The organism is Hyphomonas sp. (genome assembly GCF_022844445.1).
In the GTDB taxonomy this organism is placed as follows: Bacteria; Pseudomonadota; Alphaproteobacteria; order Caulobacterales; family Hyphomonadaceae; genus Hyphomonas.
The window spans coordinates 36684-59174 of record NZ_JALHLS010000008.1 but is presented as its reverse complement, the minus strand read 5'-3'; the positions used below and the strand labels follow the sequence as shown (position 1 = coordinate 59174).

General features: G+C 64.7%; 24 protein-coding genes and 1 tRNA gene. 12 read left to right on the top strand and 13 right to left on the bottom strand.

Annotated features, from left to right (window positions below; all coding sequences use genetic code 11):
• Positions 1–25 precede the first annotated feature (25 nt).
• The gene (locus tag Q0C17_RS10645; protein ID WP_291205632.1) at positions 26–742 is read right to left on the bottom strand and encodes a CPBP family intramembrane glutamic endopeptidase; all 717 of its coding nucleotides are present in this window, start codon (positions 740–742) and stop codon (positions 26–28) included.
• A gap of 383 nt (positions 743–1125) precedes the next feature.
• Between Q0C17_RS10645 and Q0C17_RS10640 the strand changes: the two genes are divergently transcribed.
• The gene (locus Q0C17_RS10640; RefSeq protein ID WP_291205629.1) at positions 1126–1272 is read left to right on the top strand and encodes a hypothetical protein; all 147 of its coding nucleotides are present in this window, start codon (positions 1126–1128) and stop codon (positions 1270–1272) included.
• 44 nt (positions 1273–1316) lie between these two features.
• Here Q0C17_RS10640 and Q0C17_RS10635 read toward each other — a convergent pair whose 3' ends face one another.
• Positions 1317–2693: a class II 3-deoxy-7-phosphoheptulonate synthase gene (locus Q0C17_RS10635; RefSeq protein WP_291205626.1), complete on the bottom strand. Its 1377-nt coding sequence runs from the start codon at positions 2691–2693 to the stop codon at positions 1317–1319.
• A gap of 154 nt (positions 2694–2847) precedes the next feature.
• On the opposite strand from Q0C17_RS10635, the gene Q0C17_RS10630 reads away from it, so the two are divergent.
• A complete protein-coding gene (locus Q0C17_RS10630) occupies positions 2848–4158 on the top strand; it encodes an AAA family ATPase (RefSeq protein ID WP_291205623.1) in 1311 nt (436 codons plus the stop codon).
• Between the two features lie 47 nt (positions 4159–4205).
• On the opposite strand, the gene Q0C17_RS10625 is transcribed toward Q0C17_RS10630, so the two are convergent.
• The 4 genes from Q0C17_RS10625 to glmU are packed head-to-tail and all read right to left on the bottom strand — an operon-like array spanning position 4206 to position 8219.
• On the bottom strand, positions 4206–4649 hold the full coding sequence (locus Q0C17_RS10625) for a DinB family protein (RefSeq protein ID WP_291205620.1): 444 nt from the start codon (positions 4647–4649) through the stop codon (positions 4206–4208).
• A 31-nt stretch (positions 4650–4680) separates the two neighbouring features.
• On the bottom strand, positions 4681–6066 hold the full coding sequence (gor, locus tag Q0C17_RS10620) for a glutathione-disulfide reductase (RefSeq protein ID WP_291205617.1): 1386 nt from the start codon (positions 6064–6066) through the stop codon (positions 4681–4683).
• A 56-nt stretch (positions 6067–6122) separates the two neighbouring features.
• A complete protein-coding gene (gene rpiA, locus Q0C17_RS10615) occupies positions 6123–6824 on the bottom strand; it encodes a ribose-5-phosphate isomerase RpiA (RefSeq protein WP_291205614.1) in 702 nt (233 codons plus the stop codon).
• A gap of 9 nt (positions 6825–6833) precedes the next feature.
• The gene (gene glmU, locus Q0C17_RS10610; protein WP_291205611.1) at positions 6834–8219 is read right to left on the bottom strand and encodes a bifunctional UDP-N-acetylglucosamine diphosphorylase/glucosamine-1-phosphate N-acetyltransferase GlmU; all 1386 of its coding nucleotides are present in this window, start codon (positions 8217–8219) and stop codon (positions 6834–6836) included.
• A 75-nt stretch (positions 8220–8294) separates the two neighbouring features.
• Here glmU and Q0C17_RS10605 point away from each other — a divergent pair, with 75 nt between their 5' ends.
• From Q0C17_RS10605 to Q0C17_RS10580, 6 genes are all read left to right on the top strand, one after another.
• Positions 8295–9014: an HAD hydrolase-like protein gene (locus tag Q0C17_RS10605; protein ID WP_291205608.1), complete on the top strand. Its 720-nt coding sequence runs from the start codon at positions 8295–8297 to the stop codon at positions 9012–9014.
• Positions 9015–9721: 707 nt separating this feature from the next.
• Positions 9722–9796 (top strand) — tRNA-Val (locus Q0C17_RS10600).
• Between the two features lie 96 nt (positions 9797–9892).
• The gene (locus tag Q0C17_RS10595; RefSeq protein ID WP_291205605.1) at positions 9893–10633 is read left to right on the top strand and encodes a lysophospholipid acyltransferase family protein; all 741 of its coding nucleotides are present in this window, start codon (positions 9893–9895) and stop codon (positions 10631–10633) included.
• A complete protein-coding gene (locus tag Q0C17_RS10590) occupies positions 10634–11908 on the top strand; it encodes a 3-deoxy-D-manno-octulosonic acid transferase (RefSeq protein ID WP_291205602.1) in 1275 nt (424 codons plus the stop codon).
• Positions 11905–12900: a tetraacyldisaccharide 4'-kinase gene (gene lpxK, locus Q0C17_RS10585; protein WP_291205600.1), complete on the top strand. Its 996-nt coding sequence runs from the start codon at positions 11905–11907 to the stop codon at positions 12898–12900. Before Q0C17_RS10590 ends, lpxK begins: the two co-directional genes overlap by 4 nt.
• Positions 12897–13859: a lysophospholipid acyltransferase family protein gene (locus Q0C17_RS10580; protein ID WP_291205597.1), complete on the top strand. Its 963-nt coding sequence runs from the start codon at positions 12897–12899 to the stop codon at positions 13857–13859. Before lpxK ends, Q0C17_RS10580 begins: the two co-directional genes overlap by 4 nt.
• Before the next feature lie 63 nt (positions 13860–13922).
• Here the strand turns inward: Q0C17_RS10580 and Q0C17_RS10575 are convergent, their stop codons facing one another.
• The 4 genes from Q0C17_RS10575 to Q0C17_RS10560 all read right to left on the bottom strand — a co-directional run bounded on the left by Q0C17_RS10575 (position 13923) and on the right by Q0C17_RS10560 (position 17352).
• Positions 13923–14084, bottom strand: a complete 162-nt coding sequence (locus Q0C17_RS10575) for a hypothetical protein (protein WP_291205594.1) — start codon at positions 14082–14084, stop codon at positions 13923–13925.
• A gap of 332 nt (positions 14085–14416) precedes the next feature.
• Positions 14417–15307 (bottom strand): DUF1499 domain-containing protein, encoded by an 891-nt coding sequence (locus Q0C17_RS10570; protein ID WP_291205591.1) that lies wholly within the window; start codon positions 15305–15307, stop codon positions 14417–14419.
• 63 nt (positions 15308–15370) lie between these two features.
• The gene (locus tag Q0C17_RS10565; RefSeq protein ID WP_291205589.1) at positions 15371–15718 is read right to left on the bottom strand and encodes a DUF3088 domain-containing protein; all 348 of its coding nucleotides are present in this window, start codon (positions 15716–15718) and stop codon (positions 15371–15373) included.
• Between the two features lie 8 nt (positions 15719–15726).
• Positions 15727–17352, bottom strand: coding sequence for a long-chain-fatty-acid--CoA ligase (locus Q0C17_RS10560; protein ID WP_291205586.1), 1626 nt, complete (start codon positions 17350–17352; stop codon positions 15727–15729).
• A gap of 108 nt (positions 17353–17460) precedes the next feature.
• Between Q0C17_RS10560 and Q0C17_RS10555 the strand changes: the two genes are divergently transcribed.
• Complete coding sequence (locus Q0C17_RS10555) at positions 17461–18426, top strand: glycerophosphodiester phosphodiesterase family protein (RefSeq protein WP_291205583.1); 966 nt, start codon at positions 17461–17463, stop codon at positions 18424–18426.
• On the opposite strand, the gene Q0C17_RS10550 is transcribed toward Q0C17_RS10555, so the two are convergent.
• Positions 18423–18806 (bottom strand): DUF4345 domain-containing protein, encoded by a 384-nt coding sequence (locus Q0C17_RS10550; protein WP_291205580.1) that lies wholly within the window; start codon positions 18804–18806, stop codon positions 18423–18425. The genes Q0C17_RS10555 and Q0C17_RS10550 overlap by 4 nt on opposite strands.
• Before the next feature lie 86 nt (positions 18807–18892).
• On the opposite strand from Q0C17_RS10550, the gene Q0C17_RS10545 reads away from it, so the two are divergent.
• Complete coding sequence (locus Q0C17_RS10545; RefSeq protein WP_291205577.1) at positions 18893–19087, top strand: hypothetical protein; 195 nt, start codon at positions 18893–18895, stop codon at positions 19085–19087.
• On the top strand, positions 19084–19950 hold the full coding sequence (locus Q0C17_RS10540) for a fatty acid desaturase (RefSeq protein ID WP_291205574.1): 867 nt from the start codon (positions 19084–19086) through the stop codon (positions 19948–19950). The genes Q0C17_RS10545 and Q0C17_RS10540 overlap by 4 nt, the downstream gene beginning before the upstream one ends.
• Positions 19951–19955: 5 nt before the next feature.
• Here the strand turns inward: Q0C17_RS10540 and pdxH are convergent, their stop codons facing one another.
• The gene (gene pdxH / locus Q0C17_RS10535) at positions 19956–20612 is read right to left on the bottom strand and encodes a pyridoxamine 5'-phosphate oxidase (protein ID WP_291205570.1); all 657 of its coding nucleotides are present in this window, start codon (positions 20610–20612) and stop codon (positions 19956–19958) included.
• A gap of 82 nt (positions 20613–20694) precedes the next feature.
• Between pdxH and aroC the strand changes: the two genes are divergently transcribed.
• Positions 20695–21786 (top strand): chorismate synthase, encoded by a 1092-nt coding sequence (aroC, locus tag Q0C17_RS10530; RefSeq protein ID WP_291205567.1) that lies wholly within the window; start codon positions 20695–20697, stop codon positions 21784–21786.
• Positions 21787–21848: 62 nt separating this feature from the next.
• On the opposite strand, the gene Q0C17_RS10525 is transcribed toward aroC, so the two are convergent.
• Positions 21849–22346 (bottom strand): porin family protein, encoded by a 498-nt coding sequence (locus Q0C17_RS10525; protein ID WP_291205564.1) that lies wholly within the window; start codon positions 22344–22346, stop codon positions 21849–21851.
• Positions 22347–22491: the final 145 nt, after the last annotated feature.

Genomic DNA, 22491 nt, shown 5'->3' with positions numbered 1-22491 from the left:
CAAAGGGATTCCCGAAACGGGCGCCTCAGAACAGCGTTGATGCTCCGTTGGCGATATTGTGCGCGATCACCGGCAGCAGCAGGCTGCCCGTCCGTTCGCGCATCCAGAGCAGCAGGAGCGACGGTGCGCCGGTCATTGCGAAGGTCATCAGGTCGAAGTCCGCCGCGCCCGCCTCATAGCTCAGCGCATGCGTCAGGCCGAACAGCACACATGACAGTAAGCCGCCATAACCGATCGGCGCGCCCAGCGCGTTCGTCCGGGTCCGGAAGGCTTCGTTCAGCGCCAGCAGCAGCGTGCCGCGATAAAACAGCTCCTCGTCGAGGCCCGGCATCGTCCACTGGAAGGCGATGGTCTCAAGGCCGTCCGGCTTGCCATCGGTGCCGCTGAACGCGAGGCCGAAGAACAGCAGCGCAAGGCCCGCAAACATCACGATGGCCCCGCCCCAACGCGGCCCCTGGTCCAGCGTCAGGCCGCACCGCTTCCACCCGAACACCGGCATCGACATCACGGCGAGCGTGCCGGTGACAGCGGCGAATTTTCCCGCCCAATTCCAGTCCGCGCCCGGAAACGGATCGGGGATCATCCAGAACCCCCGCGTCAGCAGCGCCTGATAGACAAGGTTCAGCACCAGCGCCGCGGCGAGCCACTTCCATCGGAAGCTGCTGCGGAAAAAGACAGCCCCCAGCAAACCGAGCCCTGCCAGCAGGCCGGTCTCGATCAACGTCCTCACAAACTCATCCATGCGCACACTCCCGCTCTCTAGCCCGAGATGCAGTGCGCGAGGCGTCTGGATGCAGGGCGCCTGCTTCTCCTACAAAAAAGTCATCGTAGCCGGGCTCGACGGCACCGGCAGGTCCCGCTTTAGTTCCACGCGGGGCGCACAAAAGGCGTGAGCGAATGCCTGTTAATGACGACGCGCATCCAGCCACCTCGACCTGGACCCCATCTGCGAGTGAGCTGACCCGGTGCCAAGCCACAACGCGCGGCGGCTGGCCTTGCAGGAACAGGGCGCGCATCGGTGGCTTTTGCGGCTCGCACCATTCCAAGGTTCCCCCCGACGTCATGGCGGCGCACCAGGAGCGCGTGGAGGCTTTGCAGAAGTCTGCCGCGAGGCCGCACCGAAGGTTGGCCTACCTGATTGATGATCTGGTCCATGGCTTCGGGGCCATGGCCTTGCTCTGCGCCGCGCCTTTCCTGGCCTACGGCGCGATGCTCGCGCTGTTCTGGATCCTGAGCGTCGGCACGGCCTTGCTGATTATGGCCGCAGACTAGCGGGGCGAGTGCATTGTGGCCTTTGGCCCAAAGCACGCCGCACGTTAGCCCGCCTTGCGTGCGCCCTCGCCGCCGGCTTCGACCGCCTGCAGCTTCTCCGCCACAAGGAACGCGAGTTCCAACGCCTGCTCGCCATTGAGGCGTGGGTCGCAGTGTGTGTGGTAGCGGCTCGAGAGATCTTCTTCCGAGATCGCCTGCGCGCCGCCGATGCACTCGGTCACGTCCTGGCCGGTCATCTCGATATGCACCCCTCCGGGATAGCAGCCTTCGGCCGGCAGGATGTCGATGAACTGGCGCACTTCGCTCAGCACGCGGTCCACCGGACGCGTCTTGAAGCCGGTGCCGGTCTTTAATGTGTTGCCGTGCATCGGATCACAAGACCAGACGACCGTGCGGCCGGATTTCTTCACCGCGCGCGCCAACGGAGGCAGGCCCTTCGCCACGCCTTCGGAGCCGAAGCGCGAGATCAGCGTGATGCGGCCGGCTTCGTCCTTCGGGTTCAGCGTCTCGATTAGGCGGATCAACTCGTCCGGCTCCATGCCGGGGCCGCACTTGATGCCAATCGGGTTCCTGATGCCCTTGCAGAAGTTCACGTGCGCATGATCGAGCTGGCGGGTCCGGTGGCCGATCCACAGCATGTGGGCCGAGGTGTCATACCAGTCGCCGCTGGTGGAATCGATGCGCGTCATCGCTTCCTCATAACCGAGCAACAACGCCTCGTGGCTCGTATAGAATTCCACCTGCGCCATCTGCGGAACGGTCTCAGCATTAAGACCCACAGCCTGCATGAAGCGCAGCGAAGCGGAGATCTGGTCCGCCAGTTTCTGGTAGCGCTCGCCTTGCGGGCTGCGGTCGACGAAGCCCAGCATCCAACGCTGCACGTTCGCAAGGCTGGCATAGCCGCCCTGGCTGAACGCGCGCAGCAGGTTCAGCGTCGCCGCCGACTGCGAGTACGCCTGCACAAGGCGCTCAGGGTCCGGAATCCGGCTCTCCGGCGTGAACTCCATGCCGTTGATATTGTCGCCCCGGTAAGAGGGCAGCGTCACGCCATCGATGGTCTCGATCGGCTCGGACCGCGGCTTGCCGAACTGGCCCGCAATCCGGCCCACCTTCACGACCGGTTTGGCCGCCGCAAAGGTCAGCACCACCGCCATCTGCAGGATAACGCGGAACGTGTCGCGGATATTGTCCGGGTGGAATTCCTTGAAGCTCTCGGCGCAGTCGCCGCCCTGCAGCAGGAAGGCATTGCCCGCCGCAACCTCGGCGAGGCGCGTCTTCAGGCGGCGTGCCTCGCCTGCAAAAACCAGTGGCGGATAGCTCCGGAGACGGTTTTCGACAGCCGTCAGCGCGCCCGCGTCAGGATAATCCTGCGGGATGTGCTGCGCGGGCAGTTTGCGCCAATCAGAGGGGTGCCAGGTCATTACAGGGGTACTCCGGTTCTGCGGGGCATAAATCACATGGCGGCGCCATGCTCAAGTTTCACCATAATTTCACAGCAGATAGCTGGCCGATCATGGTTTTCGGCGGCTAAAAGGCTCAGGGGAATCAAGGGTCAGAGACGGGGACTGATGCGCCATGCCGCATGTCTATATCAGCCATTCCGGCGCCGATCCGGATGCCCTGCTGCAGCTGCACGAGGCGCTGCGCGTGGCTGCAATTGCCGACCGCTACGTCGTCGGCGAGCCGAACCGGGCCGAGGCTGACGAGGCCATCAGCACGGCCTTTGCCGTCATCGTGTTGGTTTCCGCAGCGTCAGTGCGGTCCAGAACCGTGCGCCAGGACGTCGAAACCGCGAAAGCGACCGGCATCCGGCTCATCCCCTACCAGATAGACAAGGCGCGCCTGAACGGCTTCTTCAAGACCGAAGTCCAGCCCCACCTGCGCCTCTCCTCCGCCATGCCCGACGGCATGGACCAGCTCGTCGCCGAAACGCAGGCTGCCTACCGCAAGAAATGCCCGGTCGTCGCCGTGATGAACCTGAAAGGCGGCGTCGGCAAAACCACCGTCACCGCCCAGCTCTCCGGCGCCTGGCAGGAAAACTTCGGTGGCCGCGTCCTGCTGATCGACCTCGATCCGCAATACAACCTCACCCAGACCTTCTTCAGCATGGAGCATGCTGACGCCTCCTCCGGCGCCGACCGCTCTGTCATCTCGCTGTTCGAGCGCTCGCGCCTGCACGCGAAAGATGCCGTCTCGCCGGCCGAGAACTGGCTCAGCCTCACCATCGCGCCCTTCACGCCCGCCGCGCGCGACAGTTATGTCCATTCCATTCTGGGCACGGACGGCCCGCCGGGACGCCTCGACCTGATCAGCGGCCAGTTCGAGATTTCGAAATACGCCTTCGCGAATGACCGCGACGACCTCGCGGCGATCAAGCAGCACTTCCTGCGCTCTATCGATCATTATCGCAGCGAATACGATCTCATCGTCTTCGACACAAACCCAAACGCCACCTTCCTCACGCGCTGCGCCCTCGAAGCCGCCGACCGCGTCATCGCGCCGATGCACGCCGACATCTACTCCCTGCGCGGCGTGCGCCTCCTGAACCTCGTCATCAAGGACCAGATAGAGGAATCCAAACGCCCAGCCCTTTCGGTCCTCTTCAACGCAGTCAACCGCAACGAACAGTCCACCTTTGAAGGCGACGCGCGTAACGGCGTCTATGACGCGATAGCAGGCTTTCCGCTCTCGAAATCCCTTATGACTGCAGCGCTCCCGCGCTCCGCCCACTTCGCCGTGAAAGCGCCGGAGGACGACCAACCCGCGTGGCGCCAGCTCCTCGCCCATGCCGGCCGCGGCGGCGGCCTAAAGGCCATCCGCGACAGTCTGAAGCAGGTCGCACTGGAACTGAAGGTGCGTAGCGAAGGCGGAAGCTCAGGACACTGACCAAATCCGTCAGGCTTCCCGCATCCGCGGAAGGTGCAATCCGGCCGTCACAGATCCAGATACGCCTTCGGTAACTTGTGGATATCCGTATCCTCGGTAGCGGCGCCCGCTGCTGTGAGCATGGCGTGAATCTGCCCGCGGTGATGGGTCTGGTGATTGAAAAACTGGATCACGAAAGCGGGATTGAGCGCGCGCTCGGTACCGGCGCCCGCGCTGTCCGCCCATGCCAGGATGCGCCGGTCCAGCGCAGACCGCGCGGCGCAAAAGTCCGCCCAGTCATCGATCAGGTCCAGCGAGTCCCCGATCCCGCCGCCGGGCGCCGGCGTACCAGCGAAATGCGCAAGCCAGGCCTGGTCGGCCCAGAAGAGATGCGAAAACGTCCGCTGGATCGAGCCGAAGAATACGCCCCGGTCCGCCTGCCGCTCCGCCCCGGTCAACGTGCCCGACGCAGCGGTCATAGCGGCGTTTTGCCAGAGATTATACCTGGCCATCAATGGAAGATAGGCTTCGCCCGGCACCTGCCTAAGCGACCTCCGGTACCCATTTCGTCCGTAGCGTGACGAGCTCCTCGGCCGCCGACGGATGTACGGCGCAAGTCCGGTCGAAGTCATCCTTCGTTGCGCCCATCTTCACGGCGATGCCCGCCATCTGGATCATCTCGGCGGCGTCCGTGCCCACGATATGCACGCCCAGCACGCGTTGGTCCGAGGCGCGCACGACCAGTTTCATGAACGTGCGTGTCTGGTCGCCGTTCAGCATGTTCTTCATCGGGCGGAACTTCGTCTTGTAAATGTCGATGGCGCCGTGCGCTTTCCGCGCTTCAGCTTCCGAGATGCCCACGGTGCCCACCTCCGGCTGCGAGAACACAGCGGTGGCAATATCCGCATGGTCGAAGTGCCAGGGCTTGCCGCCGAACTCGGTGTCCGCAAACGCATGCCCTTCGCGGATCGCCACCGGCGTCAGGTTCACCCGGTCGGTCACGTCGCCTACCGCCCAGATATTCTGCGCGCTCGTGCGCGACCATTCATCGACGATCACTTCGCCATTCTTGCCGAGCTTCACGCCTGCCGCCTCGCAGCCTAGCCCGTCCGTATTGGCACGCCGGCCCACGGCCATCATCACCACATCGGTTTCCAGTTCGTGCTCGTTGGTCATTTTCACGTGCAGGCCGCCCGACGTCTTCTCAATCCGCTCAAAGACGGTTTTCGTGATGACGCGCACGCCCGCTTCCTTCAGGCCTTCATGCACGGCGAGGCGTACGTCCTCGTCAAACCCGCGCAGCACGGTCTCGCCGCGATAGACGAGGCACACTTCCACGCCGAGCCCGGCGAAGATGTGCGCAAACTCCACGGCGATATAGCCGCCGCCCACGATCAGCATCCGCTTCGGCAACGTCGCCATCTGGAACATCTCGTTGGAGGTAACCACGTGCTCCACGCCCGGCAGCTCCTCGGCCGAAGGTAGCCAGGGCCGCCCGCCGGCCGCGATCAGAATCTTCTTCGCGGTGACCGTCTTGCCGCTCTTCTTCAGGCGCAGCGTATGCGCGTCCACGAACTCAGCGCGGTCATCGAAAATTTCGGCACCGGCCGATTTGAGGTTGCGGTCATAGATCGCTGACAGCCGGTCCACCTCTGCATGCATGCCCGCCAGGAATTTCGCGTGGTCATAGGACACATCGCCCACAGACCATCCGTACCCGGCAGAATGCTCTATCTCCTGGCCGTAGTGGCTGGCATACACCATGAACTTCTTCGGCACGCAGCCGCGGACGACGCAGGTGCCGCCCATCCGGTACTCTTCGGCTACTCCCACCTTCGCGCCCGTCTGCGCCGCAATCCGCCCTGCGCGTACACCGCCGGAGCCGCCCCCGATCACGAACAGGTCAAAATCGTAGGCGGTATCAGTCATGCGTCTTGTCCTTGAAAGGAAATGCGTCTTGGCGCCCTGATGTGTGGCGCGCCGGCCTAGTATTCAATGATGCGGGCGCCGGATTCCGTCCCGAAAATCACGGTGCGCGCGATGCCGATGAACAGGCCATGCTCCACCACACCCGGCGTGCCAGACAGGAACGCCGCCGCCTTCGGCGGGTCCGGGATAAGTCCGCAATGGCAATCGAGAATGTAGTTGCCGCCATCGGTGACCAGCAGGTCCGTACTGCGCGGCGCCTTGCGCAGCTCCACGCGCGGGCGCTCGACGCCGGCGGCCACCAGCGCGTCGTGCACCTTCTTCGCCGTGATCGTGTAGCCGAACGGCGTCACCTCCACGGGCAGCGGAAACGCGCCGATGGCCTGCACGTCCTTCGTCGGATCTGCGATCACAACCATGTGGTCGGACGCGTTGGCGATGATCTTTTCGCGCAGCAGCGCCGCGCCGCCGCCCTTGATCAGCACGCCGCCCGGCCCCGCCTCGTCCGCACCGTCCACGGTCAGGTGGATTCTGTCTACCTGCTCGAAAGGGATCAGCGGCACGCCGAGACTACGCGCGAGATCCCGCGTCTGGTTGCTCGTCTCGATGCAGCGCACGATCAGCCCGTCGGCAATCTCGTCGGCCAGCAGTTCCACGAAATACTTCGCTGTCGAGCCCGTGCCGAGGCCGATGGTCATGCCGTCTTCGACATACTCCATCGCGGCGGCGGCGGCATTCTGCTTTTCGGTTTCATGTGCCATGTGCCGGCCTCAACCCTTCTGGTTCTTTGGCTTGCCCTTGGCTGCCTTTTCGGCCGCTTTCCGTGTACGGAAGTTTTTCGCCCAGCCTTCGCGCGTCATCTGCGGCGCGCGCGCCACCGCCAACGCATCCGCCGGCACGTCCTTGGTGATGACGCTGCCGGAGCCGACATAGGCCCCGTCGCCGATGCTGACCGGAGCCACCAGCGCCGAGTTCGAGCCGACAAACGCGCCCGCGCCCACATCCGTCTGGTGTTTCAGGAAGCCGTCATAGTTGCAGAAGATGGTGCCCGCGCCGATGTTGGCGCCCGCGCCGATCGTGCCATCACCCAGATAGGCGAGGTGGTTCGCCTTTGCGCCCTCGCCCATCGCGGTGTTCTTTGTCTCCACGAAATTGCCAATCTTCACGCCCGCTGCCAGCACGGTGCCGGGCCGCAGCCGCGCATAAGGGCCGATCTCGCAATCGGCGCCGACCACCGCGCCCTCCAGATGGCTGAACGCCCGGATGCGCGCACCTGCCGCCACCGTCACGCCGGGGGCAAACACCACATGCGGCTCGACGACCACGTCGGCGGCAATCGCTGTGTCATGCGCGAAGAAGACGGTTTCGGGCGCAACCAGGGTGACACCGCTTTCCATAAGCGCTATGCGCCGCCTTGCCTGAAAAATGCCTTCTGCTTCGGCTAGATCATTCTTCGAGTCGCAGCCTATGAGGTCATCCTCAGTGGCGGCGACCAGCGCGCAACGGCCTCCTTCGGCCCGGGCCAGCCCGACCAGGTCGGTGAGGTAATACTCCCCCTTGGCGTTCGCGTTTGTAATTTTTTGCAAGAGCCGGAACATATCCTTGGCGCGTCCGGCCATCACCCCTGAGTTGCATAGCCGGACCCTGAGCTGTTCCGGCGTCGCCTCGCGCGCCTCGACAATTGCCTCCAGATCGCCCGCCGCATTGGTAAGCAGCCGGCCATAGAGGCCGGGGTCCGCCGCCTCGAAGCCGAGCACGCCCAGCGCCGCCCCGCCGGCCACGCCCGCGAACAGGGCCTCGATGACCGAAGCCGGCACCAGCGGGCTGTCGCCGTACAGCACGGCCAGTTCGCCCTCGAATCCCGACAGCGCCTCTTCCGCACACCGCACCGCATGTCCCGTTCCCTGCGGCGGGTCCTGGAAGGCGATTCCCACATCCGGATGGCGCGCCTTCAGGTACGCGATCAGCACGTCCTGCGAGGGATGCACCACCGCCACGATCCGCGCGCAGCCCGCCTCCCGGGCCAGGGCTAATGACCAGTCCATCATCGGGCGGCCGCCCACTTCGTGCATCACTTTCGGCAGGGCAGACTTCATCCGCGTGCCCTTTCCGGCCGCGAGGATGACAGCGGCGCGCTGTTTCGGCGCTTGGGTCAAAGGCAGGCTCCCTCTCGCTTTATTGAGCCCCTTCGCCTAGACGAAACCCCGCAGCTTGGCGAGGGCGAACGCGGGATGGACGAGGGGCAAACAGGTAGCTTCGAAGGCTGGACGATCCTCTTCGATCTCGATGGTACGCTGGTAGATACCGCGCCGGACCTTCTCGGCGCTCTCAACCACGTCCTCACCAGAATGGGCCTTGCACCGGTCAGCCTGTCGGCGGTCGCGGAAATGATCGGCCACGGTGCCCGCGCCATGATCGAGACCGGCCTCAGAACGCAGGGCGCTGTATTGTCTGCTACAGAAATGGACGCGGCGTTCGAACGGTTCATCGCCTATTATGTTGCCAACATCGCGGTCGGCTCACGGCCCTTCGAAGGCGCTGTTGCGGCCCTGGAAACCCTGCGCGCCGAAGGCGCCGCGCTGGCCGTATGCACCAACAAGCGCCAGGATCTGAGTGTCCGGCTCATCGCCGAACTCGGCCTCTCCGGCCATTTCGACGTCATCTTCGGCGCCGACCGCGCATCCAACCGCAAACCCCATGCCGACCACGTCTTCGAAACCCTCATCGAAGCCGGCGGCGATCCGGCCCGCGCGCTGTTTGTGGGCGACAGCCGCACAGACGAAAGGGCAGCCCGGAATGCCGGACTGCCCTTCGTGTTTGTGACCTTCGGTTACGAGGCCGAAACACCTGAAGCCATCGCCGCTGATGTCACCATCAGCCACTATGCCCAGCTTGTTTCAGCTTTGGCAGGCCTGAAGGATCAGGCCGTTGCTTCGCCTCGGGGGCGATAGGTCGGACGGGAGGATCCGCCTTCGCCAAGGGCACGCCGACGGGGCATGCCATTGACCATATTGGACCGCACGTCTGTACGTGCGCTCCGCATTGCGGGCACAAAGCCTGCCTCTACAAGGTTGACATCGACTTCGTAGCCACGCTCTGCCCAGTACGCATTGATTTTCTCGCGAAGGCGCCGAGCGCCATCTTCGTCACACCAGTCTTTCACTCTGCTCTCTCCAGGCTTGTTATCACTATGGCGGCCGGGGCCGCCGTGCCTGTCCTTCTTAGGGTTCATACTGCGGACCTTGCTTGGCCCGTCTTGTATGTCGGGTAGATGACAATGTTTGCAGGTTTTCTCAAGGGTAATTTAGGGTGACACTTTGTTAAGTTTGCAAGATGAACAAACATTCAGCATGAACATCTGTTCATAAACACCTGACTTTGCGGACATCTGCGTAAAAACTGCCGCCCCCACAGGACCAAAGGGCAAAGCCGATATTGCGACGCTCTGTCACAAGTTTGACAGGCCGTGTCGCCCATTCTCGGGACAGCGTCTTCGCCTCATGCGTTCCTGCATGGCTCGTAGCTCAAGCTATAACCCGTTCAGGCGCGTTGAGCGCGTCGCGCTAAGGCACATAACCTCCGAATCTGACGTTTCAAGCGCCGCTTACATACGCGCTTGACCTCTTTCGCCTTGCCGACTACGCCACCGGCTCGCGGCGGGCGATTAGCTCAGTGGTAGAGCACTGCCTTCACACGGCAGGGGTCGCAGGTTCGAACCCTGCATCGCCCACCATCCGCCGCCGCCCGCCATTTGCGCCGCTGTATCCCTCTCCAAACCGTCATCCAAGCCCCTGTAGCGGGAACGGCGAAGCAAAGTATAACCCCGCCGATGAAATCGCTGCTTCGCTCGCCCCTGATTGCAAGTCTCCTCGGCTACATTATCTGGGCCTGGATGGCGCTTGTCGGGCGTACGACGCGCTGGCGCATCGAGGGGGCCGAGGACGCGCGCGCTTTCCTGCGTCAACATCCCGGCGGCCTCGTCATCACTTGCTGGCACGAGACAATACTCCTCATGCCCTCCGGCTGGACGCAGTGCGTGCGCTCCTGGCCGGAACGCCGCGCCCGCGCGGCCATGATGATTTCCCTTTCGCCGGATGGCGCGGCGGTAGCCGAAGCGATCCGCCATCTCGATCTCGATGTCGTGCGCGGCTCGAAGTCCAACAAGAAGAAAGTCAACAAGGACAAGGGCGGCGCGCGCGCCATCGCAGAGGCCAGCACGCGCCTGCGCGAAGGCGGCTTTATCTGCATGACACCTGATGGTCCCCGCGGCCCGCGCCGCCGCGCCAGCCCCGGCGCCGCGACCCTCGCCCAGCGCGCCGGCGCCGCGATCCTGCCCTATGCCATCGCCTCAAAACCTGCCCCGCGGCTCGATACCTGGGACCGGTTCATCATTCCCCTCCCCTTCGCCCGCGGCGCCATCGTTTTCGGGCCGCCGATCCTCTGCGGCCGCGAGGTCAGCCTCGACGCGCTGACCGAAGCGTTGCAAACCGGCATGGATATCGCTACGCGGCGGGCCGAAGATCTGGCCGGATACAAGCCCCTGCCGGACCTCGCTGGAGCTGCGACCTGAATGACGCCCGCGCTGTTCACCTACCAGCTGGCCACCCGCCTCGCCGCGCCGCTGCTCGGTTTTGCGCTGAATGCGCGCGCCAACAACGGCAAGGAAGACATCCTCCGCCTCAACGAACGCTACGCCAAACGCCTTCCCCCGCGCCGGCCGGGCCCGCTCGTCTGGCTGCACGGCGCCAGTGTCGGCGAGAGCCGCGTCCTGCTGGAACTCGGGCGCCGGCTAATCGCCGCGCGCCCGGGAATCATGCTGGTCTTCACCAGCCAGACGCAGACCTCCGCGCGCCTGATGGGCAAGGAACTGCCGGAGAACGCCATCCACGCCATGGCGCCGCTCGATACGCCGATGGCGGCGCGCCGCTTCATCCAGCACTGGAAGCCGGACCTCTGTGTCTTTGCGGAAGGCGAGATCTGGCCAAACCTCATCCTCGAGGCCGGCAAGGCCGGCGCCCGCCGGGCGCTCGTCAATGCAAGGATGACCGATTCCTCCGCCGACGGATGGGGCCGTTTCACAGGCCTCTTCCGTACACTGATCGGTAGCTTCGACGTCATTCTCGCCGCCGACCCGGACACCGGCGCCCGGCTTGAACGCCTTCTTGGCCGCGCCGTGCGCGTGCCCGGCAACCTGAAATCCGCCCAGTCTCCGCCGGAGGCTAACCCCGCCGACCTGACACGCCTGTCCACCACCTTTGTCAATGGCCGCCGCTGCTTCGTCGCCGCCTCCACCCATCCAGGCGAGGAAGAACTCTTTCTCGACGCCATCGAGCGCTTTACCGATACCGCCCTGATCATCGTGCCTCGCCATCCGGAGCGCGGCGACGAGATTGCGGACCTCTTGAAATCCCGCCGGCTGCCTTTCGCCCGCCGCTCAAAAGGCGACGTGCCCTCGCCGCGCGATCGCGTGCTGCTGGCCGACACGATGGGCGAGATGGGCGTCTGGCTGCGCCTCGCTGATGTCGTCTATCTTGGCGGCGGTCATGCAGCCGATGTCGGCGGGCATAATCCGCTGGAGCCCGTACGCCTGCGCAAACCCGTTCTGACCGGCCCCCTGGTGTTCAACTTCGCCGCCATGATGGCCGATCTCGAAGCGCGCGGGCTCGTCCGTACCGTGAACGATTCCGGAGACCTCGCCGCCGGCCTCGCTAGCCCACCTCCCATCTCCGAAGCGGCCGTCGCCGCGCTGGAAGCGGATGCCGATGCGCCGATGATCGCCACGCTCGACGCCCTTCTGCCGCTGATCCCCAAGCCTCTGCTCGACACGGCAGGACCCGGCCGGTGAAAGGTCCGCACTTCTGGTCGGCGGGCCTTGATCCCTCCTCCCGGGAGGCCGCCCCGCTCACCCGCGCCCTGCTGACCCCGCTGACCTGGCTCTACCTCTGGGGCTTCAACCGCAAGCTCGCGAAAGCTGTGCCGGCGCGTGTATCCGCGCGCGTCATCTGCATCGGCAACCTCACGGCCGGCGGCGCGGGCAAAACCCCGGTTGCCGAAGCGATCCTTGAACGGATCACCGCGCGCGGCCTGCGCGCCGCGACCCTCTCGCGCGGCCACGGCGGGCGCGAGCCCGGCCCGCTGAAGGTTGACCCTTCCCGCCACACCTTCCGCGATGTTGGCGACGAGCCCCTGCTCCTGGCCGCTGCCGGCGAGGCCTGGATCGGCCGCGACCGCGCCGCCGCCGCGCAGGCCTTGACCGAAGCCGGCACCGAAATCATTCTGATGGATGACGGCCACCAGAACCCGGCGCTCGCCAAGGATTTCACCTTCATCGTGATTGATGCCGGCGCGCCCTTCGGCAACGGCCATGTCCTGCCGAAAGGTCCGTTGCGCGAGCCGGTCGCTTCCGGCATTGCCCGCGCGGACGCCGTGATCCTGATGGGCGAAGGCCCGGTGCCGGCGAAAGTCACCGCCAGCGGCAAGCCCGTCCTGCGCGCGCATCTGAAAGCCACCGAGGCCGCCCCATCCGGCCCGCTCGTCGCCTTTGCCGGCATCGGGCGGCCACAGAAATTCTTTGACAGCCTCAAGGCCGCGGGCGCCGATGTGCAGGATGAAGTGCCCTTTGCGGACCATCATCCGTACACGTCAGGCGATCTCTCCCTCCTCAAAGACCTCGCCGTCCGTGACGGCGCGCGCCTCATCACCACATCGAAAGATTATATCCGTCTTCCCTCCGAGATGCGCGCCGCGACGCTTGTTTTTCCGGTCAAGGCCGTGTTCGAGGACGAGGCGGCGCTTGACGCGCTGCTCGCACCCCTTTTCAACGGGCGACACAGATGAGCGACCCTGGTCCCGCCGAGTATGTCCGCCCGAAGGACATCGACAACCGCGCCACTTTCTGGCAGCGGGTGCAATGGCGATTGGAGACCATTGCCTGGGACGTCATCTATTGGGCGCCAATGAAGGCCCTTGGTCCGGACAAGGCGTCTGATTTCGGCGGCTGGCTCGTCAAGAAGATCGGCCCGCACCTGTCGCAGCAGAAAACGATGCGCCGCAACCTGCGACTTGCCTTTCCGGACTGGACCGACGCGCAGATCGAGGAAACCGCCCTCGCCGCCTGGGAAAGCGTCGGCCGCACCGCCGGCGAGATGCCGCACCTTCCGGCGATTGATCCGTATACAGGCGGACGCGTCGAGATCGTCGGCCTCGATGTGCTGGACCGTATCCGCGACAGCGGCAAGGGCGCCGTTTTCGTCTCCGGGCATTTTGCCAACTGGGAAATCATGCCGGCGGCGATTACTAAACGCATCCCGAGCGCCGTGATGACCTACCGCGCGCTGAACAATCCGCACATCGACAAGCGCATTGCCGACCTGCGCGCTGCCTATGGCACGCAGGTCAATGCCCCGAAAGGCATCGGCACGCGCGAGCTGATGCGCGCCCTTTCGCGCGGCGCGCCGGTGGCACTGATGAATGACCAGAAGTTCAACGAGGGCATTCCCGTCTCCTTCTTCGGCCATGAGGCGATGACCGCGCCCGGGCCAACGCGGATGGCGCTGAAGTACAAGGTGCCGATCGTGCCGGTCGCGACCGTTCGCACCGGGCCGGCCCGCTTCCGGATCGAGTTCCACGAGCCTTTCATTCCGGAGGATACGGGTCATCCGGAGGCAGACATTCGCCGCTCGGTCGAGCGGATCAGCGCCTTCATCGAGGCGCAGGTGCGCGCCTATCCCGGCCAGTGGTTCTGGCAGCACCGCCGCTGGCCGAAAGAAGCTTGGAAAGCGGCGGGCATTGCCTGAGAAAAAACGGAGGGGCAGCCCCTGGCTGCCCCCTGAAGTGTTCGCGAGAGAGCGAAACGTGGATCAGCGTGCGTCGCGGCGGCGCTGGCGTTCGCGGCGGCGGACGATCAGCGAAGCGCGGGCAGCTTCGGTGTCGTTTGCGGGCACCGGCGCGGCGAAGATGCGCTCGAGCACCGGCGAAGGCGCAGGCTGGACAGCAGGGCGGAGAAGGGATTGCGTGGTCATGTCAGTGTCTTCCGGGTTGCGGCAGCCGGAATGTTCCGGCCTTTGCATCTGAGATGCGCGGCGACGCGCGGATGGATGCAGGGGCGGGTGAAGTTTTTCTCCGGACTGCGCGAGCGGCCGGTCCCGGGGGATTCCCTGGCAGCTCTTTCCGGTGCGCTCTGGATTGCCGCTGACCCCGGCGAAAGCCGGGGTCAAGTGAGGCGGCTTTGCAGCTTGCCTCACGTCTGCCCCCGGACTTCGCCTGCGGCGATTGCGGGATGACGGCACACTGAACCCGTGACTGGGCGCTGGACGCAGGCACAAGCGATTGCTTGTGCCTGCGTTCGCGCGGGTTACGCGCCCTTGCCGAGGCGGGTTTCGATTTCGTCGAGGAGGTTGCGGACGCGTTTGGCGTTGGCGCCGAGGTCGGACAGGCCGACCCGGCTGGTGGAGCGCACGTCGATGCGGGCGCCCATCTCGTCGCTCCGGACCCGGATCATCACGTCATCCTTGAAGCCAAACCAGAAGCTTTCCTCGGTGGCTTCGATGGTGCCTGCCTCGGGATCAGCGAGAACCACGGTCCAGCCGCGCGATTCCACGGCGGCGAGGGCCGCGGTGTAGGCGGCGTCCGGCGCCGCTGCTGTGACCAGCGGGGCGAGCATCGGATAGGGCGTTTCCTTCGGCGACTCGTGGGTCGCGGTGTCGAACTCCGCCTCTTCCTGTACTTCTGAAACGAGGCGGCCGCCCATGCCGGGCCAGCGGCCATTCGCGCCGTCAGCGATAACGGGCGCGTCTTCGATGGGGTTGAGGGCGCCAGTCGCTTCGCGCTCGGTAAAGAGCGCGTCGCTCGGCTGGATGGGGTCGGCCCAGTCGGTCTGGATGTCGTGCAGAGGCGGCAAGCGCGCGGCGCCGGCCCCAAAGGCAGCGACACGGCCAAAGGCAAGGCCGGAGACAAGCAATGCGGCAACGGCAAGCATCAGGGCATGTTTGCGGGGGGCCTTAATGAGGGCGATGATCACTGCAAGGACAGAGATACCGGCGGCGGCCATCAGTAGCATAGGCCCCCAGGTGATGGTCATCACACCCAGGCCGAACTGCCAGTTCCAAAGGCCAAGCTTGGTGCCGACGGCGGCGGCGGCGAACCAGAGGACGGCGAAGATCGAAAGCCCGAGCGCGAAGCCCGCGAATTTTCCGCGCCAGCCGGCCGATTGCGGCGCGCCTGCAGTGTCTGTGTCCGTTGTCATGGTGGTGCCTCCCGTTGCGGGGCAACCTATTCCTTTCTGCGAAACCGGCAATGGGCTGGCGGTTTACGGATGCGGCGGCGGAAAGCCGTGGCGGCGGTGCAACACGTCGAGGATGGCCATCGGCTCGTTGACGTAGCGGCGCCCCTGATGGCTGGCGCCCGGCAGGCCGTCCGGCGTGTCATCGGCGAGGACCAGGACCGGGAGCGACTGGTTGGCCTCTCCGATCAAGGCGATCACCTCCTCGCGCGGGCGGGGAAAGGCAATGCGGTGCACGTCCAGATTCTTGCCGAGCGCCGGAAAGGAAGCGAGGACGCCTTCGATGAGCGCGCAATGCCAGCAGTAGAAATCCTGTCCCGGCAGGGCGGGATCGGCGAAACCCGGCTTCAGCAGGAACAGGATATCTCTGTGCACGGAGGATCTCAGGCGGTCGGCAGCTTGTAATCCTTGAACGTCTCGCGCAGAGCCAGCTTGTTGATCTTGCCGGTGGCGCCGAGGGGGATGTTGTCAACGAACTGGACATCATCCGGCGTCCACCACTTGGCGATCTTACCTTCGAGAGACTTCAGGATTTCGTCCTTGGTCGGATTTTCACCCGGCTTGGGCTGGACGATCAGAAGCGGGCGCTCGTCCCATTTCGGGTGGTAGATGCCGATGGCGGCAGCGTTGGCGACCTTGGGATGGCCGACGGCGATGTTCTCGATGTCAATGGAAGAGATCCACTCGCCGCCGGACTTTATCACGTCCTTGGCGCGGTCGGTGATTGTCATTGTGCCGATCTCGTCGATGGTGGCGACGTCGCCGGTGTCGAAATAACCTTCAGCGTCCAGCACATGACCGCCGGCGCCCTTGAAATAGCCGCCGGCGATGGCAGCGCCGCGTACGAGGAGGCGCCCGGAGGTCTTACCGTCGCGCGGCAGGACATTGCCATCATCATCAACGAGGCGCAGCTCGACGCCGAAGGGCGGGCGACCCTGCTTCAGTTTCTGTTTCATGCGCTCGTCGACCGGGGCATCGATCAGGTGCGGCGGAAGGGCGCCGAGTGTGCCGAGCGGCGAGGTTTCAGTCATGCCCCAAGCGTGGACGACATCGACTTCATAATCCTGCTCAAAAGCGCGCAGGATGCGTTCCGGGATGGCGGAGCCGCCGATGATAACCTTCTTGAGGTGAGGCAGTTTCAGGTTGTTGGCCTGCAGGTGGGTGAGTAGCATCAGCCAGACGGTAGGCACCGCTGCGGTGATCGATACCTTCTCGGTGTCGAGGAGTTCGTAGATCGAGGCGCCGTCCATCTGGGCGCCGGGCATCACCATGTTGGCGCCGGTGGCCGGGCACGACATGGCGAGGCCCCAGGCGTTGGCATGGAACATCGGCACGACCGGGAGGACTGAGTCGGCGGCGCCCATACCCATCGCGTCCTTGCCCATGGTGACCAGCGTGTGAAGCACGTTGGAGCGGTGGGAATAGAGGACCCCCTTCGGGTTGCCGGTGGTGCCGGAGGTATAGCAGAGGCCGCAGGCCGTATCTTCCGGGAAGTCGCCCCAGCGGACATTTGTGGAGCGCCCGTCGATCCAGATGTCGAACGGGATGGCGCCGAGCTTGTTCTCGGGCATCGTATCGGCGCCGGCATAGATGACGAAGGTCTTCACCGTTTCCAGCTGGCCGCGGATCGCCTCGACGATCGGCAGGAAGGTCTTGTCGAAGACGAGGACCTTGTCTTCGGCATGGTTGGCGATCCAGGCAATCTGCTCGGGATGGAGGCGCGGGTTGATCGTATGCAGGACTGCCCCGATGCCCATGGCGCCGTACCAGGTGGCCATGTGGCGCTCAGAGTTCCACCCCAATGTGGCCACCCGGTCGCCGAGGCCGATGCCGGTGTCTTTCAGGGCGGTGGAGACCTGCTTGGCCATGTCATAGAGCTGGGCATAGGTGGTGCGGCTGATTTGGCCTTCGACACGGCGGGTGACAATCTCGCGGTTGCCGTGCTGCAGGCGCGCGTGCTCTAGGATCTTGTCCACGGTCAGTGGCCAGTCCTGCATAATACCCTTCATATGATCATCCTCCAGAAGTGGCGCGGCGCCTTTTCCAGACGCGCTTGTGATTTTGCGATGCCCTGTCTATGCGGGCAAATGCGCTGACGCAAGGAAAGGACAAGGAGCATGAAGCGAGTTCCGGGATTGTGGGTGGCAATAGCGGTTGTCGCGGCATGCGGGGGACCGGAGACTGCGCCGGTGGAAGCTGCGGCGGATGCTGCTGTGCCGCCAGCCGTCGGTTTCGAACGGGCAGAGCCGCTCCCGCCTTTGCCCGAACTGTTCGACTGCCTGCGCGAGACGGGCGGCACGCTGGTGGCCGCGCACCGCGGCGGCGGGGCGGCGGGATTTCCCGAAAACGCGCTGGAAACACTCCAGTTCGGCCTGGCGCAAGGCGTACGCGTGTTCGAGATCGACGTGGCGACCAGCCGGGACGGCGTGCTTTACCTGCACCATGACGACCGGTTTGGCCGGACGGCTGACGCGAGCGGGTATGTCGCTGATACGGACTGGGCGGACACCGCAAAGATCCGGCTGAAGGACATTGACGGCGAGGTGACCGGATTTCATCCGCCAAAGCTGACGGATGTGCTGCTCTGGGCCAAGCAGCACGGCGTGATTGTGGAACTGGACCGCAAGCAGATGACCGGGTTCCGCAATATCGTGGAGGCGGTGCGGGCGGCGGAGGCCGAGCACAATGCGATCATGATTTCCTATACGGATGACGAGGCGGCCGAGATTGCGAAGCTCGCGCCTGAACTGATGATGACCGCGTCGGCGCGCGGGGACCGCGACCTGGCGCGGCTGGAAGGCCTCGGCGTGGACCGCACGCGCGTGATCGGCTGGACCGGCACGCGCGAGCCGGACCCGCCTGCATTTGAACGCCTGCTACAGGAAGGCGTGGAGCCCGCCTTCGGCACGCTGGGGCGCCAGGGCGAGCGGCTTGATGACCAGTACTGGAAGGACGGCGATGGCAGCGAGTACCAGCGGCTGGTGGATGACGGCGTGGTGATAATCGCGACGGATGAGCCCTACCGCGTGGCGGACTTCCTGCTGGCCGACGATGAAGGCTGGGAGGCCTGCGCGCGGCGTTAGGCTTTCTTCTGGCGTGTCACTAGCCAGAGCCAGAGCAGCAGGATGGGCGATCCGAGCTCGATTATCGCGCCGATCTGCTGCTGCTCCGTACCCGGACCAACGGCGCCCTGAGACAGTAGGCGGCCGATGCCGCCGACGACGAGCGCGGCGCAGATGAGCGCCATCAGCGTGAAATGCCGCTCGATGCGCGGGATCGCGTACCAGAGCAGGAACGTGACGAGGATGTAGACGCCGGACATGTAGCGGTACTGGTTGTCGACGGCGGCCGAGACGGTTGCGGCGGGGTCGGCCCCCGCCATGCCGCCGGTGAGGCCCATCACGGCGAAGGCGAGCGGGATGAGCGAGAAGAGACCGAGGACGATCTGCAGGCCGAGTTTCATGGTGGTTTCCCCCTATTGCGATGTTTCCAGAATAGCCCTTGCCAAAAAATGACACATGCGTCATCTTTTTTCTTGGGAGGCCATCCATGCTCAAGCTTGTCGGACTGATCCTGCAGCACATGCCGCTGATTTTTGGGGTCGGATTTCTTGCGCCGCTCATTGCGCAGGTGATTCAGCGGGCGGGTTGGGACCTGCCCTTTGGCGCGGCGCCGCTGGCCGTGGGGCTGCTGATCGGCGGGCTGTGGGGGGCGCACGCGCAGTTCAGGGGGCGCTGGATATGAACGCGCTGGCGGGGACATCCGAGGCGGAGCTGATCCGGCTGGAGCGCGAGATCGCGCGCCAGCATATTGACAAGTTTCCGTATTTTGCCGTGGCCTGGGCGTTTACGAATCTTGCGGTGTGGCTGTCACTGTGGCCGCTGGTGTTTACCGGTGTGTTGCCACTTTGGGCGGGGTTCCTGATTGCGACGTTCAATGTGGCGGCGTGCTATCTGCCCAGTCACGAGGCGCAGCATGACATCATCGCGAAGCCGGGCACGAATCTGCGCTGGCTGAATCAGATGGTGGGTCATCTCTCGACGATTCCGCTGGTGCTGCCCTACCGCGTGGCGCGGCTGACACATCTGGAACATCATACGCATGCGAACGATCCGGCGCTCGACCCGGACCACTCGACGCAGGCCGGCGGACCGCTGCACGCGATCTGGAAGAGCATCCAGAATCGCCAGCCGGGCGCACGGGGCGGCAATAACAGCTATGTCGAAACGCTGAAACGGATCGGGCGGCCGGACGTGCTGCTGGATGCGGCAATCTACAACCTCGTGTTCTACGGCGTCCTTATTGCGCTAGCCTGGAGCGGTTATGCGATCGAGGCGGCGCTGCTCTGGTGGCTGCCCCGGCATATCGGGCTGACCTATATCCAGTACTATCTCAGCTGGGCGCCGCATCATCCGGCTACAGACAAAGGCCGGTACCGCGACACGCGCAGCTTCCGGGCAATCTTAGGCAATCTCGGCTCGATGGGGATGCAGTATCATATCGTGCACCACCTGCATCCGCGCATTCCGCTGTACCGGACGCCGAAGGCTTACTGGCAGATGCGGGATATCCTTGAAGCGCGGGGCTGCCGGATTGACGCGCTTTAGCCGCACTACGGATAAAGCCGGACGCTGACCCAGCCGTCGCCCTTGCGGTAGAGCTTCAGGCGATCGTGCATGCGGAAGGCCTGGTCCTGCCAGAACTCGATCTCCGTCGGCGCGAGTCGGAAGCCGCCCCAGAACTCCGGACGCGGAATATCCGGGCCATCGCCATAGATGGTGGAGACTTCGGCGATGCGCTGCTCGAAGACGGCGCGGTCGGCCATCGGGCGGGACTGGTCGGAGGCAATCGCGCTGATGCGGCTCTGCGCCGCGCGCGAGGCGAAGTAGGAATCGGCCTCGGCATCGGACACTCGGGTAACGTTGCCCCGGATGCGGACCTGGCGGCGCAGGCTTTTCCAGTGAAAGCCGAGGGCGGCCTGCGGCTGGGCTGCAAGCTGGACACCCTTGGCGCTTTCCAGGTTGGTGAAGAAGGTGAAGCCGGCCGCGTCGACGCCTTTTAGGAGCACAATGCGGACATCGGGGGTTCCGTCCGCGTCCACCGTGGCGAGAGACATGGCGTTCGAATCGTTCAGCTCGGCGGCGCGGGCATCGGCCATCCATTGCCGGAACAGTCCGATGGGATCGGCGGTCTCCGGGATCAGTGCCCGGTCGCCGCTGTCGGCATAGTCGGCGGCGCTCGGCGTCGGGGGGATCACGGAGGAAGACATGGGGGCCACCATTTTCGCGGTTTGTCAGGCTGGCGATTTCATATAGGAGGCGGAGCAGAACCGCGAGGGCGCAGGCTGTCACATGTCGCATAACACGTTTGGCCATCTTTTTCGTGTCACAACCTGGGGCGAGAGCCATGGCCCGGCCCTGGGCTGTGTGGTGGACGGGTGCCCGCCGGGACTGACGCTGGACGAAGGCTGGATACAGGGCTTCCTCGACAAGCGCCGGCCCGGCACGTCCCGCTTTGTGACGCAGCGCCAGGAAGCAGATCTCGTGAAGATCCTCTCCGGCGTGTTCGAGGATGAGCGCACGGGTGGGCCGGTAACGACCGGCACACCGATCAGTCTGATGATCGAGAATACCGACCAGCGCAGCAAGGATTACCGTGAGATCCGCGACCGCTATCGCCCCGGCCATGCAGATTATGCCTATGACGCAAAGTATGGCGTGCGAGACTATCGCGGCGGCGGGCGTAGCTCGGCGCGCGAGACGGCAGCGCGCGTGGCGGCCGGCGCGGTGGCGCGGCGGGTGCTCGGCGAGGCGGTCGTGATCCGCGGGGCGGTGGTGCAGATCGGGCCGCACATGATTGATCCGGAAAGCTGGGACTGGAACGAGACGCAGAACAATCCTTTCTGGTGCCCGGACGCCAACATGGCGGCGCAGTGGGAAGCCTTTCTGGATCAGACGCGCAAGGCCGGCTCGTCGGCGGGCGCGATTGTCGAAGTCCATGCGTCCGGCATACCGGCCGGTTGGGGCGCGCCAGTGTATGGCAAACTCGACGCGGAACTCGCCGGCGCGATGATGAGCATCAATGCGGTGAAGGGCATTGAGATCGGCGCGGGCTTTGCAGCCGCCTCGATGAGCGGCGAGGAAAATGCCGACGAGATGCGCGCCGGCAATGACGGCCCGACCTTCCTGAAGAACAACAATGGCGGCGTGGCCGGCGGCATCTCGACCGGGCAGGACGTGGTCGTCCGTATCGCGATCAAGCCGACCTCGTCGATCCTCAACGAAGTGCGCTCGGTCACGCGGGACGGCGCTGAAGTCGACGTACGGACCGTCGGGCGGCATGATCCCTGCGTGGGTATCCGCGCGGTGCCAGTCGCCGAAGCGATGATGGCGTGTGTGCTGGCGGACGCGAAGCTGCGCCACAGGGGCCAGACGGGGCGCTGAAATAAAAGAGCCCCCGTGCATTCTGCACAGGGGCCCTCAGGTTCAAATCCGCGAACGGATTATCAGAAGCGGAACACGCCGCCGATGGAGAGGACGTCGGCTTCTTCGTCGTCACCTTCGAAGCGTGCAACATCCGCACGGATGCCGAAACGTTCGGTCAGGTAGAATTTGCCGCCGACGCCGTATGCAACGCCGTCAACGTCAGTCGAGGCGCCGCCGAGTCCGGGGACATCAGCGCTGATTTCCGAAGTCTGGTAGCCGAGGCGACCGAAGAGCTCCAGACGCTCAGCGACCGGGGCGCGCACGACGCCGAAAGCGCCGAGCGAGTGGTCGAGTTCGACGGTTGCCGGGCCGACCTGTGCATCGTCGATGCCGATCGAGCCTTCACCCTCGACGCCGAGGTAGCGGTTGAAGAAATAGGTGCCGCGACCGGTCAGTGCGCCGACTTCAGCGCCGTCCGTGTCGAACTGCGTGTAGCCACCGCTGAGTTCGACATTGCCCTGGGCAACAGCGATCGGGGCAGCGAGGATGGCGGCGAGGGAAACGAGTGCAAGTTTCATATGCTTTTTTTCTCCGTACTCTGCGCATTGAGCGCGCTGCTCAAGTAGCAATCCCGCTGCCGTCTGCCACATGTACAAGCAGCAATGCACAGTTTTCGTGCGCTGCCTGTGACCATCAGAGCACAGAATATGAAGCAACTTTAAT